This window comes from Paenibacillus sp. FSL R7-0163, from assembly GCF_037969975.1.
Lineage (GTDB): Bacteria > Bacillota > Bacilli > Paenibacillales > Paenibacillaceae > Paenibacillus_AQ > Paenibacillus_AQ odorifer.
This window is the reverse complement of the sequence record NZ_CP150224.1, coordinates 154,291-169,675: the sequence shown is the minus strand read 5'-3', so window position 1 is coordinate 169,675 and position 15,385 is coordinate 154,291. Positions and strand designations below refer to the sequence as shown.

The 15,385-nt window shown below is 44.0% G+C and carries 12 protein-coding genes; 3 read left to right on the top strand and 9 right to left on the bottom strand.

Translation table 11 applies throughout. The annotated features are described in order from the left end of the window. Nucleotides 1-261: 261 nt before the first annotated feature. From NST45_RS00695 to NST45_RS00685, 3 genes are read right to left on the bottom strand one after another with little or no spacing between them, the layout of a single operon-like run. A complete protein-coding gene (locus NST45_RS00695; RefSeq protein WP_036680210.1) occupies nucleotides 262-1,098 on the bottom strand; it encodes a sugar ABC transporter permease in 837 nt (278 codons plus the stop codon). After that, nucleotides 1,095-2,402, bottom strand: coding sequence for a sugar ABC transporter permease (locus NST45_RS00690; protein ID WP_076100632.1), 1,308 nt, complete (start codon nucleotides 2,400-2,402; stop codon nucleotides 1,095-1,097). The genes NST45_RS00695 and NST45_RS00690 overlap by 4 nt, the downstream gene beginning before the upstream one ends. An 18-nt stretch (nucleotides 2,403-2,420) precedes the next feature. Next, nucleotides 2,421-3,767 (bottom strand): maltose ABC transporter substrate-binding protein, encoded by a 1,347-nt coding sequence (locus NST45_RS00685; protein ID WP_076179349.1) that lies wholly within the window; start codon nucleotides 3,765-3,767, stop codon nucleotides 2,421-2,423. Nucleotides 3,768-4,220: 453 nt separating this feature from the next. Here NST45_RS00685 and NST45_RS00680 point away from each other — a divergent pair, with 453 nt between their 5' ends. The 3 genes from NST45_RS00680 to NST45_RS00670 all read left to right on the top strand — a co-directional run bounded on the left by NST45_RS00680 (nucleotide 4,221) and on the right by NST45_RS00670 (nucleotide 7,213). After that, a complete protein-coding gene (locus tag NST45_RS00680; protein WP_076100639.1) occupies nucleotides 4,221-5,981 on the top strand; it encodes a glycoside hydrolase family 13 protein in 1,761 nt (586 codons plus the stop codon). A 253-nt stretch (nucleotides 5,982-6,234) separates the two neighbouring features. Further along, complete coding sequence (locus NST45_RS00675; protein ID WP_038573324.1) at nucleotides 6,235-6,732, top strand: YtxH domain-containing protein; 498 nt, start codon at nucleotides 6,235-6,237, stop codon at nucleotides 6,730-6,732. A gap of 148 nt (nucleotides 6,733-6,880) precedes the next feature. After that, nucleotides 6,881-7,213: a DUF5665 domain-containing protein gene (locus NST45_RS00670; protein WP_036680215.1), complete on the top strand. Its 333-nt coding sequence runs from the start codon at nucleotides 6,881-6,883 to the stop codon at nucleotides 7,211-7,213. 189 nt (nucleotides 7,214-7,402) lie between these two features. Here NST45_RS00670 and NST45_RS00665 read toward each other — a convergent pair whose 3' ends face one another. From NST45_RS00665 to NST45_RS00640, 6 genes are all read right to left on the bottom strand, one after another. Beyond that, nucleotides 7,403-8,173 (bottom strand): sigma-70 family RNA polymerase sigma factor, encoded by a 771-nt coding sequence (locus NST45_RS00665; protein ID WP_076214481.1) that lies wholly within the window; start codon nucleotides 8,171-8,173, stop codon nucleotides 7,403-7,405. Then, nucleotides 8,170-8,625 (bottom strand): anti-sigma B factor RsbW, encoded by a 456-nt coding sequence (gene rsbW / locus NST45_RS00660; RefSeq protein ID WP_036680217.1) that lies wholly within the window; start codon nucleotides 8,623-8,625, stop codon nucleotides 8,170-8,172. The genes NST45_RS00665 and rsbW overlap by 4 nt, the downstream gene beginning before the upstream one ends. A gap of 18 nt (nucleotides 8,626-8,643) precedes the next feature. Continuing rightward, nucleotides 8,644-8,982, bottom strand: coding sequence for an STAS domain-containing protein (locus NST45_RS00655; RefSeq protein WP_036680220.1), 339 nt, complete (start codon nucleotides 8,980-8,982; stop codon nucleotides 8,644-8,646). A gap of 96 nt (nucleotides 8,983-9,078) precedes the next feature. Then, a complete protein-coding gene (locus tag NST45_RS00650; RefSeq protein ID WP_036680222.1) occupies nucleotides 9,079-10,749 on the bottom strand; it encodes a response regulator in 1,671 nt (556 codons plus the stop codon). A 21-nt stretch (nucleotides 10,750-10,770) separates the two neighbouring features. Further along, nucleotides 10,771-11,637 carry a protein-glutamate O-methyltransferase CheR gene (locus NST45_RS00645; RefSeq protein ID WP_051491113.1) on the bottom strand — a complete coding sequence of 289 codons (867 nt, stop codon included), beginning with the start codon at nucleotides 11,635-11,637 and terminating at the stop codon, nucleotides 10,771-10,773. A gap of 79 nt (nucleotides 11,638-11,716) precedes the next feature. Beyond that, nucleotides 11,717-15,385 (bottom strand): response regulator, encoded by a 3,669-nt coding sequence (locus NST45_RS00640; RefSeq protein ID WP_036680346.1) that lies wholly within the window; start codon nucleotides 15,383-15,385, stop codon nucleotides 11,717-11,719.

Sequence of the window (15,385 nt, the reverse complement as noted above, 5' to 3'; positions counted from 1 at the left end):
ATTAGTATTCACATTTAATAAATGCTAGAAAATAACCCCGTGCTCCGGGGATTTTTGAGTACTCCACAAACTCCCTTAAGTGTTGGTTCCATGAGGAATTCTACTCCTATTTTCATTATTCTTCAATCCTGTCCACACCAAGAAGATTATAGAAACCGGATAAAATATAAAAAACCGCTTCCTTCTCAGAACCTTGATCTCTGAGTAGAAAGCGGTTTTTATCGAATTCAGCGTAGCTTCACAAGGGTAGCGCAGTTCGCCTTATCCTTTGCTTGCACCTGCGGTAAGGCCATCCACCAAGAAACGCTGTAGGAAAATGAACAGCAGCGTGACTGGGAGAGCGACCAATACCGCTCCGGCAGCGAACAACGTAAACTCGGTTGAGTTGCTCTGGTTCACCATCCGGTAAAGCCCAACGGCGAGCGTTCTTGTATCCTCCGTGCGCAATACAAGGTCGGCGAATATAAAATCCACAAAGCAGCCGTTGAAAATCATAAGGCTGGCATAGGTGAGCATCGGCTTAGATAACGGGATCATGATAGAAAGGAATACTTTCATATGGCTCGCCCCATCCATTCGCGCAGCATCTTCCAAGCTTTTAGGAATCGTATCAAAAAAACCTTTAGCCACAAAAACATTCGTGATAATAGCGCCGCTACTGTATACGAGCACAAGTGCCCAATGAGAATTCAGTAGCCCAAGTGTGTTCAGCAGCACGTAAACTGCAATCATAGCCATAAATCCCGGAAACATCTGCAGAACTAGGAGCGCGGTTAGTGTAGTTTTTCTGCCCGTAAATCGATAACGAGAAATGGCGTACGAAGTCAGCAGCAGCAAAAAGGTGCCGAGCAGCGTAGACAACGCCGCAATCTTTAGCGTATTCATGAACCATAACAAATATTTAGTTTGCTCAAACAGTTCCTTGTAATGAACAAAGGTAAAATTCTTAGGAATCAATGAGTCACTGAACAAACTGTTTCCTGTTTTGAACGAAGACATAATAATCCAGAAGGCTGGGAAAAGACTAATAAAACTGAGCACAATCAGCAATAAATGGCTTCCAAACGTTTTTAACGCTTCCGTCAGTCTTAGCTTCATGCAATCATATCCTCCTCTTTAAAGGATCGCGTCCGCCGGTAGCTCCAGATGGAGAATGTCGCGACCATCAGGAAGATGACAATCCCGATGACAGAAGCAAAGCTATACTGCGACTGGTTCAGCGCCAGTTTATAAAGCCAAGTCACCAGCAAGTCAGTGTGGCCCGCGTACTGGTAGTTGGGATTAACCGGTTCTCCGTTAGTCATTAGATAAATGACATTAAAGCTGTTAATGTTGCCGGCAAACTGCATAATCAGGATAGGTGCGGTTGCGAACAATACCATGGGCAGCGTAATCATGCGGAATTTATAAAATGACCCAGCACCGTCTACTTCTGCCGCTTCATACATATCCTTCGGAATTGTTGTCAGCACCCCGAAGGCCAGAATCATGGTCACCGGAATGCCGATCCACATATTAGCCAGAATTACAGTGACCTTAGCCCAGAAAGGATTGGTTAGCCAGGCCACACCCTCCAGTCCCAAGGCTCTTAAATAACTATTGATCGGTCCGAATTGATTATTGAACATATTGCGCATGACGAGCAGAGAAATCATATTGGGAATAGCGAACGGAACGATCAGAAGTGTGCGCCAAAGCTTTTTGCAACGGACACGGGGCTGGTGAATAAGTACTGCAATGAGCACACCTCCAATGTAAGTCGTCGCAGTAGCAATAACCGCCCAGATCAAGGTCCAAGTCAGCACTCCACCGAAGGTGGAACTCCAGACATCCAGACTAAGCATTTTATTAAAATTACCGAAACCCACCCAGTCTACCAGATGTGCTGGCGGTAAAATCGGGTCGGCATAGTTCGTAAACGCCAGTAGCACCGAAAAAACAAGTGGTAATATCGTCAGAAAAACCACAGCCACAAAGGGAATCGCGAGGACAAGATAGGCAAAATTCCTCCGCCCCATAGCTCTGAGCGATTCAGCGAATGAATGAATGGGCTCTTTCCGGTCCCGTGCAGCTCCAACTAGGAATGCATCTCTGATGTTCAGTAAATGAAAAGCTGTATAAAAGAGCAGCGCCAGCAATGCCATTAGCCCATTGATCATCATAAAAATGGAGTGGTCGCCTTCCACCATCCGGGTTAATTTGCCTACCTTGACCATACGGCTTGGAAATTCCCCAAGCGTAATTAAGCCATGCAAATGTCCCATCAGATCATTAGCAATATAGAAGATTCCAGCAGACCCCACCAGCAGGAATACCAATCCTTTCAGCCACTGCCGGTTGTAGAACTGGCCCAGTCCCGGAATAATAGCCGAGAGTAACGCTGCGCCTGTTTTTTTCCTCATGGTTAAATCACCTGCCCTTTACTTCGACTCCAGATCGGCCTGAATCGTGGTTACAGTCTTATCCAGCGTCTGTTTAACATCAAGATTCGAGTCGTTCCACAGGGACACAAACGCTGCTTTTAGGGGTTCCCAGACGGATTTGATTTCTGAAACGGAAGGCATTGGAACGGAATTTTGGAATTGCTCGAAGAATCCGCCAATAATAGGGTCATCTTTGATTTCCGGCGCTTCTCCAGCCTCTATACTCGCAGGAATCGCTCCCGTCATCTCAAAGTTCTTAAGCTGGTTCTCCTTGTTGCTTGCAAAATGTGCGAACAAACGGCCTGCGACCGGATATTCCGTATATGAGTTAACATAATACGATTTGACACCGGAGAAAGAAAGACTGTCTTGACCGTCAGGTCCCTTTGGAAGAGGAGCCACACCCAGGTTAACATTTTCCTTAAACGCCGCTATGGACCATGGCCCATCGATATTCATCGCCAGCTTACCTTCTTGGAATAATTGGGTTTTCACGTCATAAGTGATATCTCCTGCATTCAAAGGCAGAATTTTTTTGAGGCTCTGCAGAAACGTAAATCCTTTGATAGTGCCCTCATTGTTCAATCCAATATCCTTGAAATTCGTATTGTTGTCTCCGTAAATATATCCGCCGAAGCTGCCAATAAACGGATAGCTGTAATATCCGACGAATTCCCACATGATTGCGAATTTGTTTTCCTTCGGATTGTTGTACGTATCTGCAAAAGCAATCACATCATCCCACGTTTTAGGAGCGTCAGGAATCAGGTCCTTGTTGTAGAACAGCGCATAGGTTTCCACCGATTTAGGATAACCGTAAAGAATGCCATCATAAGACGATGCCTGAACGGCTGTTGCCACCATCGTTGATTTGGTTTCTTCCTCAAAAACATCGTTTGGCAAAAGCAGCCCTGCTTTTACGGCTTGCCCGATCTGGTCATGGGGCAGAGTCAACACATCTGCAGCAAGTTTAGACGGACCATCCGTCGCCAGTCTTGCGCCTTGATCGCCACCCGCCATTTCCTCAACCGTGACGGGAACACCATATTCTTTTTCGAAATCAGCAGCTACCTGCTTCATGTATTCAAGCTGCTCCTTGGCTTCCCAGACCATAAGTTTGGCCCCTGCTTCTGGCTTCATTTCCTCATCAGTGGTTTTCTCTTCGGTATTTGTCTCATTTGTGGTTCCCCCCGGCTCGTTCACTGCGGAATTCGGACTCGAATTCGGCTTTGATGCGGAGTTCCCATTGCCAGAACCGCATGCGGTGACCGTCAAAGTTAACAGCAGGCATAGGACTAAACTAAATGTTACCGCTTGCATTTTGGAACGTTTACTCTTCTTCATTTGCTCATCTCCCCTTCGATCATGAGTGATTAAACCTAACCCGCATTGAAAAAAAGCATATAAAAAAAGGTACAACCTCATTTGCACAAAGTGCCGAGGTTGTACCTTTGCAGGTAACAGTGCCTTTAATTTGAATGCGTGTTATGAAAAATCAAGTTCGTTCGCCCTCATTCTATAATATCCATAATTTTGATTGCAATCAGGGTATAAGTCCAAACAAGACGGTTTAACAAAGTTTATCTTATCTTTTCTCTTATTTTCTCTTTATTCCTACCACATACTAAATATTCCATATTGTAAATTATTGTGAAATAACCTCTTGCTTTGCTCTTGAGGGTTATGGTAAGATGCAGACAAATTTAAAGGCAATGAAACCGCCAAGGGTTCAACCTCTGAAAATCATGAGGTTGGCCCTTTTTTGCGTTTACATGCCCGAAGGGATGGAAAATGAGTATGATTCAACCGGAAGCCGTTTATCACCGTATGGGACAAAATTGGTCATATGCCTACGATGAGTCTACACTTCATATTCGCCTAAGAACTAAGCGGGACAACGTATCACAGATCGACCTTTTCTGTGGAGATAAATTTGGCTGGGACAAAACGCATGAGGTCATTCCAATGCAGCGCCTCGCTTCTGACGGCTTGTTCGATTACTGGCAAGCCTCCGTCCGTCCTGTTTACCGCAGACTCGCGTATTACTTTGCGCTTTATAACAAAGACGAAGTCCTTTATTTTTTGGAAAAAGGATTTTATCCAGAGCCACCTGCTGTTGTATATGAGGGTCTGTTCGACTTTCCATTTTTGAATCGTGAAGATGTGCACTCCCCTCCATCTTGGGTGAAAGATGCAGTATTTTATCAAATATTCCCGGAGCGTTTCGCGAATGGTGATCCCACCAACGATCCGACAGATGTACTCGAATGGGGCGGCACACCGAGTCCTCGGAATTTCTTCGGAGGAGACTTGCAGGGTGTACTAGATCATTTGGATTATCTCTGTGAATTGGGCATCAATGCTATATATTTTAATCCTCTATTTGCGGCAACCACCAATCATAAATACGATACAGAAGATTATTACTTGGTCGATCCTCATTTTGGCACCAACACATTGCTGAAAGAGTTTGTGGACTCCTGTCATTCCAAAGGCATCCGTGTCATCCTGGACGGTGTCTTTAATCATTGCGGCCATACCTTCCCGCCGTTTGTTGATCTGCTCGCGAACGGGCAATCTTCGCGTTATGCCGATTGGTTCCATGTACGCGAGTGGCCGCCACAGGTCATCGACGGAATTCCCACCTATGACACATTTGCATTCGAGCCTATCATGCCTAAATTCAACACTGAGAATCCTGAAGTCATAGAATATCTACTGAATGCAGGCCGCTATTGGATCGAGGAAATCGGTATAGACGGCTGGCGGCTTGATGTCGCAAATGAAGTCTCACATTCGTTCTGGCGGCAATTCCGCAGTACGATCAAAAGCGTTAATCCAGAGGCCTATCTCGTAGGAGAAATCATGCATGATTCCTTGCCGTGGCTGCTTGGCGATCAGTTTGACGCCGTTATGAATTACCCGCTAACGAATATTCAAATTAATTTTTTCGCCCACGGACAGATCAATGCTGCACAATTCTCTCAGTTGGTTGCTACTATGCTAGCGAATTATCCGCAACAAATTACGGAAGCCGCCTTTAATCTGCTAGACAGCCATGATACAGTTCGTTTCCTGACACTTTGTGGCGGTGACATCAGGAAGTTAAAGCTGGCCGTTTTGTTCCAGATGACCTTTCAGGGAGCACCCTGTATTTATTATGGCGATGAAATCGGCATGGATGGCGGATACGACCCGGACAACCGAAAATGCATGGAGTGGGACTCCCAGAAACAGAATCAAGAATTGCTCGAATACTATCGCTGGACGATCAGCCTTCGTAAATCTCATCCCGCATTCCGGAGCAGTGGATTTAAAGCGCTGGAGATTCCGGGTTATCCAAAGCTGCTTGTATATGAGCGGTGGGACAAACAAAGCCGATTCATAATCGTATTGAATAATGAAGATGTTATGGCCGATGTCATCATTCCTGTAACCGGGGCAGACATGATATGGGTAAACCTAAAGACGCAGAAGCGGACTGAATCCTCCACATCCCAGCTGTATCTGAATCTGCCTGAATTCGGCTATGCGGTACTCCAAGCCGTTAATGATTAATCCGTAACATTCTAAATTCAATCGTAGAAGGATGGAGACATATGCTGCATATCACAGCCTGTCTTCGCCCTTCTTTTTGCGCATAAACAAATGTTGATAAAGTCTCAAAAACGCGGTTTATATGACCTAAAGCCATCTAGGTTACCGTATCCTCCCTTAACCTCCCGTAATCTCCCCCTTGCTCTTCAACTGTTTCAGCCCATACGCCAAAGTTTATATACGAAGTAAGATAAATTATAAGGAGTGATTGGTGATGAGTAACGTAGAACATGAAGTAGAGAACGGAAGCAGCTTATTAAAAGGTATCTTTATTGGTAGCTTAATTGGTGCCGCAGCAGCCCTGCTATTTGCACCAAAGCCTGGCCGTGAAATGCGCAGTGATCTGTCAGATAAACTTTCTCTAGCTACAGACAAGACCAAAGAAGTTGCTGGTGCCGTAACTGACAAAACCAAAGCTATTGCGACAACAGTTGGCGAAAAAGCAACCGATTTGGCTAGTACGGTATCAGATAAAGCCTCTGATATCTATACCACTGTCAGTGACAGCAAACAACAGATTGCCGCCACTCTTCAAGAGGCTGGAAGTAAAATTGGTGACACTGTAAGTGAAGCCTCAAGCAATGTAAGCTCGGATGTTAAAGACGCCTCTAAAGACGTAGCTGATGAAGCCAAAGCATCCTCTAAAGAGGTTGCCAATCAGGCTAAGGATGCGAAAGAGGATGTAAAATCCTCCTATAAATCCAATTACTAATCTGCGGCATCATACAGCTATCACTTTAACAAACAACAGCCAGCTGACCGCAGCTGGCTGTTGTTTAGTTATACCTTTATTCACATCAGCAGATACAACTAGACATTCAATTAATGCCCGTTAGGGCTATAGAAAGCAGGGATGGCGCATGGCAGATTCAAATAACCAAACAAAACCTTATGAAATTGATGAACATCCTTTCGAGTTGCGACATGAAGTGAAACGCTTAAACAGTCGTCTTGATAAGATCGCTCACTCACTGGAAAAATCAGAATTCAAGGACATTCTCGACAACTATTCAGATCCGAAAAAAAGAATCATCACAAACCTGATGGCCGGTATATCTCGGGGACTTGGACTATCTCTCGGAACATTTGTAGTCCTTGGTTTATTAGGCTACATTCTTAGTCTTTTTCTTAATGTTCCAGTAATCGGAGAGTATCTTGGCGAAATTAAAAAATACATTGATGCTAATAGCTAACCGCAAGACTATCGATCTATTCCCCAACTATCGACCGCTTCCCCCGCTTGTCCGTCTAATCCTCTAGGTTGGACGGACAAGCGGGGGAATAAGTCTACAATAGTATACAAATAAAGGACATGCGGGTCTCCAGTCAGCGGAGAGAGGCATGTCCTTATCGTCGAAAATGTATACTACCCATACAGGAACTCAATAGGAAGAGTTGGCCATAATCTGCTTTAACTTCTCAGTGGCCCGCTTCTGTATGCGTGAAACGCTCATCTGTGATACCCCCAGCTTCTGGGCGATCGCCCGCTGGGATTGTCCATCTTGGAACGCTAACAGCAGCACCTGCTGCTCCTGTTCCTTCAATTGACCTAGTGCTTGTTGCAAATCCATACGTTTCTCTACGGTCTCGTAATCATTTGCGTCAGAGCTGATCAGCTCGCCTAGCGTAGCTCCTGTCTCCTCTTGAGAAAGGGGCGAGTCTAGGGAGACGTAATGATAACATTCTCTGCCCGCCAGTACTTCTACAGTTTCTTCAACAGACAAATCAAGATAATGAGCAATCTCATCCACCGCAGGCGAACGTTCCAGCTTCACTGTTAGTTCGTCAATCGCGTGTTGAACAAGTACCCCCTTTTCTTTAATCCGTCTAGGGACCTGTATGTACCAAGATTTATCACGTAGGAAATTCTTCATATGTCCAATCATGCTTTTCATCGCATAGGGCTCAAAAGGGATTCCAAGGCTAATATCATATTGCTGTAATAACCGGATGAGCGCCATTTGCCCGACCTGATATAAATCCTCATACAAGTCGGGGCGGTTGCGAGAAATTTTTCCAGCAGCCATTTTTACCATAGGCTCATATTTCTGTATCAGCACTGTTGCGCGTTCATTATCCTTAGTCTGCTGATATTCCCAAATTTGGGTGACTGCTTCATTCATGGACTCGGGGGGAGTCACCTTATCACTCATACCTTTTCCTCGCTAAAGTTAAGGTGCTTCTTCAAAGTTACTACCGTCCCTCTTCCGGCCTCACTTACGACGCTCACGTCATCCATCAACGCTTGCATTAAGTAGAACCCTAAACCGCCGACCTGAACGTCACTCAACTCTTTATCATGCAGTGTCATACGCTCACTGGACGAGTCTTCCAAACCGTCAAAGCTCTCCCCCTCGTCTTTGACTGTAATGGATAAGGCACTTTCACCCACCTCAAAGATTACATCAACCATTCCGTCTTGTTGTCCATAGGCGTACAATACTGAATTGTTACACGCCTCTGATACAGCTACCTTCATATCTTCAATATCTTCGTAGGTGAAGCCCATTTTTGAAGCAATACCATATAAATTTAACCTAACAATATCCACATACTCTGCGCTAGCCGGCAGCTGAAGAATTACTTTTTGCACATCATCACTCATTCTTTGTTCTATCCTTTCCTAGTGGGAATTCTCTTGGGAGGCAAAAAACTTGGTAATACCAGTCATGTCAAACAGCTTCTGAATTTGGGGAGGAACATCCTCAACCATAAACTTAACGTCCATACCTTGTCTTGATTTCAGGATCGAAAGTAGAATACCAATACCCGTGCTATCGATGTATTTTAATTCTTTAAGATTTATTACTAAATCATGCTTCGTATCACCTACAAGCGGCTCCATTACCAAACGGAAATCGGAAGCAACGGATAGATCAAGTTCACCATTCAGGAAAACCGTACATACATTTTCTTTTGTCTCTGTCTTAGCGTGAAACTTATTACTTTTATGCGTGTTCATAGACGATCTCTCCTGATAAATATTTTCTATATTAATAACCTCATAGTCCTACCTTTGAAACAAATAACATTAAAATATAAACTAGTAAATCTTGGGTTACGCCTGAAAAATAGATGTATCTGGTTCAACCATCCGATTATCGCTGCTAGAATACCGAGAGATAATCTGCTTAATACTGCTCATCTTAAGTGGCTTGCTGATATAGTCATCCATTCCTGAGGCTTTACAGCGATTCTGAATGCCATCCATGACATTCGCAGTCATTGCAATAATAATAGTCTTCTCAGCCGCCGGACCGCCTTCCCGACGGATTTGGGCGGTTGCCTCCAGGCCATCCATTACTGGCATTTGGAGATCCATAAAGATAAAATCATAGGGCTGCTTAAGCGCCATTTGCACAGCCTGTTTCCCGTCCTCAGCCATATCAGCTTCATAGCCGAGCTTATCTAGCATGCTAACCATCAGACGCTGATTGATAGGATGGTCATCTACAACAAGAATTCGGCTTCTGCTCTCCTGATTAAGAAGAAGATGAGGCGATTCCTCTTCTTGATAACCTCCTGTCAAATCTTCTCCAGGTACGGATGCTTGAATCGTAAAAATAAAGGTAGCTCCTTTTTGCTCCATGGATTCTACCCGTATTTCTCCGCCCATCATGCCTACAAGGGATTTACATATGGCTAAACCAAGCCCTGTCCCCCCGTATTTCCGTGTCATTGAAGAATCCAGCTGTGAGAACGGTTGGAATAATCGGTCGCATTTCTCTGGAGAAATACCAATCCCTGTATCCATGACCGTAAACTCGACTTCTACCTTGTGCCCAGATGTTTCTTTGATGGAAGCGACTAAATAGACACCGCCCTGATTTGTAAATTTAACTGCGTTAGCAATCAGATTAATTAATACTTGGCGTAGACGAGCCATATCTCCATATAAAAGTCTAGGCAACTTCTGATCGATAAAATAAGCGAGCTCCAGGTTCTTTTTTCCCGCTTCCACCGAAAAGAGGCTGAACACCTCTTGAATACATGTGCGAAGTTCGAACAGCTGCTCTTCGATTTCCATTTTACCGGATTCCATTTTGGTGAAATCAAGAATATCGTTTATAACCGTAATCAACGTGTCTGCACTTTTCCGAATGATCTCGGAATACTCCTTCTGCTCAGGAGCAAGGTCAGTCTCCATTAATAAATCAATCATACCCACTACGCCATTCATTGGTGTACGAATCTCATGACTCATCATAGCCAGAAATTCCGACTTCGCTTTGGAGGCGATCTCCGCCTCTTCCTTAGCCTTTACGAGCTCACTATTTATGATTTCCAGCTCTTTCGTCTTTTGCTGCAGCAGCATGGTCTGAGTCTGATGTTTTTTGCTCGTAATATACATCTCGACAAAACCTTGTATCTTAGACTTCAGAATTTGTGGAATGAAGGGTTTAACCATATAATCAATAGCCCCTGCAGAATAGCCCGCGAATAAATGCTCCGCTTCCTTACTATTCGCAGAGATAAAGATAATCGGAATTTCCTTTGTTTTTTCTCTGGCTTTAATCAACTTTGCGGTCTCGATCCCATCCATACCTGGCATCTGCACGTCCAGTACGATGACAGCAAAATCATACCTTAACAAACACCGCAGCGCTTCTTCGCCGGAGGTGGCTTTGACTAGCTCATAATGCTGGCTTTCAAGTACCGCCTCCAGCGCCAGCAGATTTTCAGGACGGTCATCTACTAGTAGTATATGAATTGGTTCTTGAAACCCCATAGGACCACCCTCCTTCATGCGTTATTTTATGTTACGGTATATTTTCTCTACTCTGTCCAAAGACTCATAACAATCGCTGTACTTCGTAAAGTGAATGGATTCTTTAGAGCCTAGAACAAGTATTCCAAAACGACTTAAACTTTCATGAAACAAGCCGTGTACATGATCACGCAGCTCATCATTGAAATAGATCATCACATTGCGGCAGAAAATAACATTAAACTCATTAAAAGAAGTATCTGTAGCTAAGTTATGCTCAGCGAATATAATGTTTTTGCGTAAATATGGCTGTAAAATAACCGAGTTATACTTCGCTGTATAGTATTCAGAGAATGCCCGGGTACCTCCCGCCTCCAAATAATTCTTAGTGTATTGCTTCATTCTACTAATATCATAGACGCCTTCTTTAGCCTGCTGTAAAGAACGCTCATTCATATCTGTGGCATAAATCCGAGCCTTATCGTAAAGCCCTTCTTCATGAAGCAGGATGGCCATAGAGTATACTTCTTCACCAGTGGAGCATCCAGCATGCCAGATACGAATATAGGGATAAGTCCTCAACAACGGAACTACCTTCTGGCGAAACGTTAAAAATAACCCCGGGTCCCTAAACATTTCGGTAACCGGAATGGAGAGACTATAGACAAATCGTTCAAAACAGGCGCGATCATGCAGCACCTTTTCTTGCAGCGCGGATATGCTGTGTACATTCTCCGCATGCACATGATGCCAGATACGCCGCTTCAAAGAAGGCAACGCATAATTCCGGAAATCATACCCATATAAACGGTGTACTCCATCAAGGAGCAGCTCGATCTCAATTTGCTCCAACTCGTCACTTCCTACCATAACGGGCTGCTCCTCATATCCGTGTTCTATCGCTTTCATTGTTATCCCGACTCCCTTATTAACACACCGTGATTCTAGTCATGTTAGTTCTTAAAAAGGTATTACCCCAAATTTGAGTTTACGAATACAACCAGACACGCATTAACGAAAGAAGTTGACCTGTTGCGATCGGTTTCTTCATATAATCAGAAGCTCCCGCTTCAATACATTTGGCGCGATCCTCTTTCATTGCTTTGGCGGTAAGCGCAATAATAGGCAGTTTCTGATATTGCGGCATTTCACGGATTCGGCGCATAGCTTCATATCCGTCCATTTCCGGCATCATCATATCCATAAGCACGAGATCAAAATCTTCTTGCTCTACCAGCATTTCCAGCGCTTCACGTCCGTTCTCCGCAAACTTCACTTCCATGTGGTATTCTTCCAGTACACTAGAGAGTGCAAAAACATTACGAATATCATCATCGACGAGCAGTATTTTCTTCCCTTCGAATAACTCTTCCTTGTTATGCAGCTTCTGCAAAATTTTACGTTTATCTTCCGGAAGATTAGCTTCTACCCGGTGCAAGAACAACGTTGTCTCATCCAGTAGTCGTTCCGGAGAACGAACATCCTTGATAATTATGGATTCAGCATACTTGCGGAGCTGTGTCTCTTCTTTGCTATCTAAATCCTTACCTGTATAAATAATAATAGGAAGATCGTTTAATTCCTCATCATCACGAATCTGATCCAGCAGTTCAAAGCCGTTCATATCCCCAAGCATAAGATCCAGAACCATACAATCATATCTCTGCTTGCGCAGCTCCATCAGTGCCTCATTGCCGGTTGATACCGCGGTAATAGCTACATCATCATGACCAATCAATTCCATAATGGAACGACGTTGAATCTCATCATCTTCTACAATCAGAAGGTACTTCACAGTGCTGGACGTATAGTTCTCAATTTGTGAGAAAGCCCGCTCCAATGCTTCTCTTGAAGATGGTTTTCTTAGATATGCCATAGCTCCCATCATCAATCCTTGCTTCACTTCATCGTTCACTGAGATAACATGAACAGGAATGTGACGGGTCTGAGATGCACTTTTCAGCTCTCTAAGAATGGTCCAGCCGTCCATTACAGGCAGCTGTATATCGAGAATAATCGCATCTGGCAAATAAGTTTTTGCCATCTGCAGTCCAATATCGCCTTGAAGCGCTACTAAGCCTTTAAATCTGCGACCACGAGCCATGTCTAGCAAAATTTTCGCAAAGCTTTCATCATCTTCAATAATAAGCAGGACTTTGTCATTCGCCGTCAAATTGTCACGGTCATCCTCAATTGTCAGTTGTGGAAGGGGTACGTTAACGGCTGCTGGCACTAAGGTTGGAAGCATGTCTCCAATATATTCATCATATGTTGAATCCTCTTTGGACACAGCAGCTTCTATTTCTGCAGGTTGTTTACTGTAATTTGCCTTCACCGGCAAATACAAAGTGAAGGTACTGCCTTGCCCCTCACGGGATTCGAGCACAATAGCTCCACCCATTATACGAACCAATTCACGGCTGATCGACAATCCCAGGCCCGTGCCTCCATATTTACGGCTGGTTGTTCCGTCTACTTGCTGGAAGGCTTCGAATACAATATCTGTTTTGTCAGCCGGAATACCAATGCCACTGTCCTTCACAGCAATAGCAATATATTCATTATCACTCGGCAGATTTAGTGGCAAGAGATTAGTATCTGCCGGGCTAACTGAAAACTCGATAAAACCTTCGGTTGTAAATTTAAAGGCATTGGAAAGCAGATTTCTTAAGACCTGCTTCAACCGATGACTATCGGCAATTACGCTATCTGGCAGCGGCTCGTTAAAGGCTATCCGTAAGGAGAGTCCTTTTTTGAGCGCCTGTGGAGCAAAATTCTGCTTCACAAAGCTTTTCAGCTCAGTCAGTTTAATTTCTTCATGATTCAGTTCCATTTTTCCTGCATCAACCTTGGACAGGTCTAAAATTTCATCAATCATCTTAAGCAGGTCAGCACCTGACATATAAATCGTATGGGCAAATTCAACCTGCTTCTCCGTTAAATTACCATCCTTGTTCTCGGTAAGCAGCTGGGACAAGATCAGCAGACTGTTGAGCGGCGTCCGCAATTCATGGGACATGTTCGCCATAAATTCTGATTTATACTTACTAGTCACGGATAATTGCATAGCCTGTTTCTCTAGCTGAACCTTAGCATGCTCAATTTCATCTTTTTTCTCCTCAACCTCCTGCACTTGCTCCTCTAGTGCACGAGTCTTGGCGACGAGTTCCGTATTGTAATGTTCCAGTTCCTCCTGCTGACGTTGCAGCAGTTCTTCTGAACGCTTAAGTGCGTCCGTCTGCTCTTCCAAGTTCTCATTGGAACGACGCAGTTCTTCTTGCTGAGTCTGCAGCTCTTCTGACTGACATTGCAGTTCTTCCGTAAGTGCTTGTGACTCACGCAGTAATTTCTCTACAATCAGACGACGACTAATATTATTGAAAATAATGCTTAAATTATTCGCAAGTTGTTGCAGCAAATCATTTTTCAGACTGCTAAATGGCTGGAATGAAGCGAATTCTACTACACCGAGCAGCTCGTCTTCAAAAATAAGCGGATGAATGGAAATATATCCTGGCTGTGAATCCACAAAGCCGGATTTCACGGAGATATAATCTTCAGGAGCCCGCTCCAATCTGATTGGGTGCATATCAAGCGCACTTTGTCCTACGAGTCCTTCTCCAATCACAAAACCTTCCTTTGGTTTCTTATCGCTATCTACTGCATAATAACCACTGCTTCGCAGAAAATCGGGACGGTTAGCATCCTTTAAATATACTGCCCCAAACTGGGCTCCCAGCACAGGGGTGAACTCGTTGATAAAGGTCTGTGAGACCTGATCCAATGAGCTAACCCCCCGGAGAAGTTCTGTCACCTGAGCAACATTTGCATTCAGCCAGGATTGATCATTCTGCGCCTGTGCATAGGCCTGTTCCATTTGCTGTTTCTCTTCAAGATCTAAAGCCATTTTCTTAAAGACAAGGGCAACCTCACCAATCTCATCTTTAGAAGTAACCTTGATGCGCCTTATAGCCCGAATTCTGCCGTTGCCGAAGCTGGTAATCATCATCGAAACGACGTTAAGCCCCCGCGTAATGCTTGGAATGATCCATAGAACAACTCCAAGTCCAAGTAGTAGACCCACAATCATCATCAAGATGACCATCTGAGTAGAGCTTTGATAGGCATCTTTAGCTTTTGCGCTCTCTTCATTCATAATAAAGGCATTATAATCAGAGAGACTGTTCAGAGCGTTTAATACCGCATTCTGAATCGCTTGTCCCTCTGTGTTAGAATACGTGCTGGCATTCTGGAAATAACCAGCTGATAGCAGCTTCAATATTTTTTCCTGATAATTTAGATAGATCGTATAAGAATCATCAATTTGAGTAACGATCTGCATCTCTTCAGCGCTAGTCATTGATTCTTTTATTTTGTCGTAGTGCTCATTCGCCTTAGCTATTTTTTTATCAATCTCTTTTTTTTGTGATTCTACCGTTGATGTATCAGCGCTTAACATGGTCGTCGTTAATATTCGCGCCATATCATTCACTTCTCCACGCATACCTGAAGAAGAACGCCCCTTCATATATCTATCCTGGTAACCCTCAAGCTGACCATTCATATAATCCAAACGATCGTATCCAATCATAGTAAGTGCCAGCATAATCGCCAGCATCGCACTAAAACCAATTAAGAGTTTAGCCTTTATTTTCAT

Excerpts from the sequence above, each read along its gene's own strand:
- NST45_RS00650 (WP_036680222.1), bottom strand. The coding sequence starts at position 10,749 with ATGGGGTTTCAAGAACCAATTCATATACTACTAGTAGATGACCGTCCT.
- NST45_RS00675 (WP_038573324.1), top strand. The coding sequence starts at position 6,235 with ATGAGTAACGTAGAACATGAAGTAGAGAACGGAAGCAGCTTATTAAAA.
- rsbW (WP_036680217.1), bottom strand. The coding sequence starts at position 8,625 with ATGAGTGATGATGTGCAAAAAGTAATTCTTCAGCTGCCGGCTAGCGCA.
- NST45_RS00655 (WP_036680220.1), bottom strand. The coding sequence starts at position 8,982 with ATGAACACGCATAAAAGTAATAAGTTTCACGCTAAGACAGAGACAAAA.
- NST45_RS00690 (WP_076100632.1), bottom strand. The coding sequence starts at position 2,402 with ATGAGGAAAAAAACAGGCGCAGCGTTACTCTCGGCTATTATTCCGGGA.
- NST45_RS00665 (WP_076214481.1), bottom strand. The coding sequence starts at position 8,173 with ATGAGTGATAAGGTGACTCCCCCCGAGTCCATGAATGAAGCAGTCACC.
- NST45_RS00680 (WP_076100639.1), top strand. The coding sequence starts at position 4,221 with ATGATTCAACCGGAAGCCGTTTATCACCGTATGGGACAAAATTGGTCA.
- NST45_RS00670 (WP_036680215.1), top strand. The coding sequence starts at position 6,881 with ATGGCAGATTCAAATAACCAAACAAAACCTTATGAAATTGATGAACAT.
- NST45_RS00645 (WP_051491113.1), bottom strand. The coding sequence starts at position 11,637 with ATGAAAGCGATAGAACACGGATATGAGGAGCAGCCCGTTATGGTAGGA.
- NST45_RS00640 (WP_036680346.1), bottom strand. The coding sequence starts at position 15,385 with ATGAAAATAAAGGCTAAACTCTTAATTGGTTTTAGTGCGATGCTGGCG.
- NST45_RS00685 (WP_076179349.1), bottom strand. The coding sequence starts at position 3,767 with ATGAAGAAGAGTAAACGTTCCAAAATGCAAGCGGTAACATTTAGTTTA.
- NST45_RS00695 (WP_036680210.1), bottom strand. The coding sequence starts at position 1,098 with ATGAAGCTAAGACTGACGGAAGCGTTAAAAACGTTTGGAAGCCATTTA.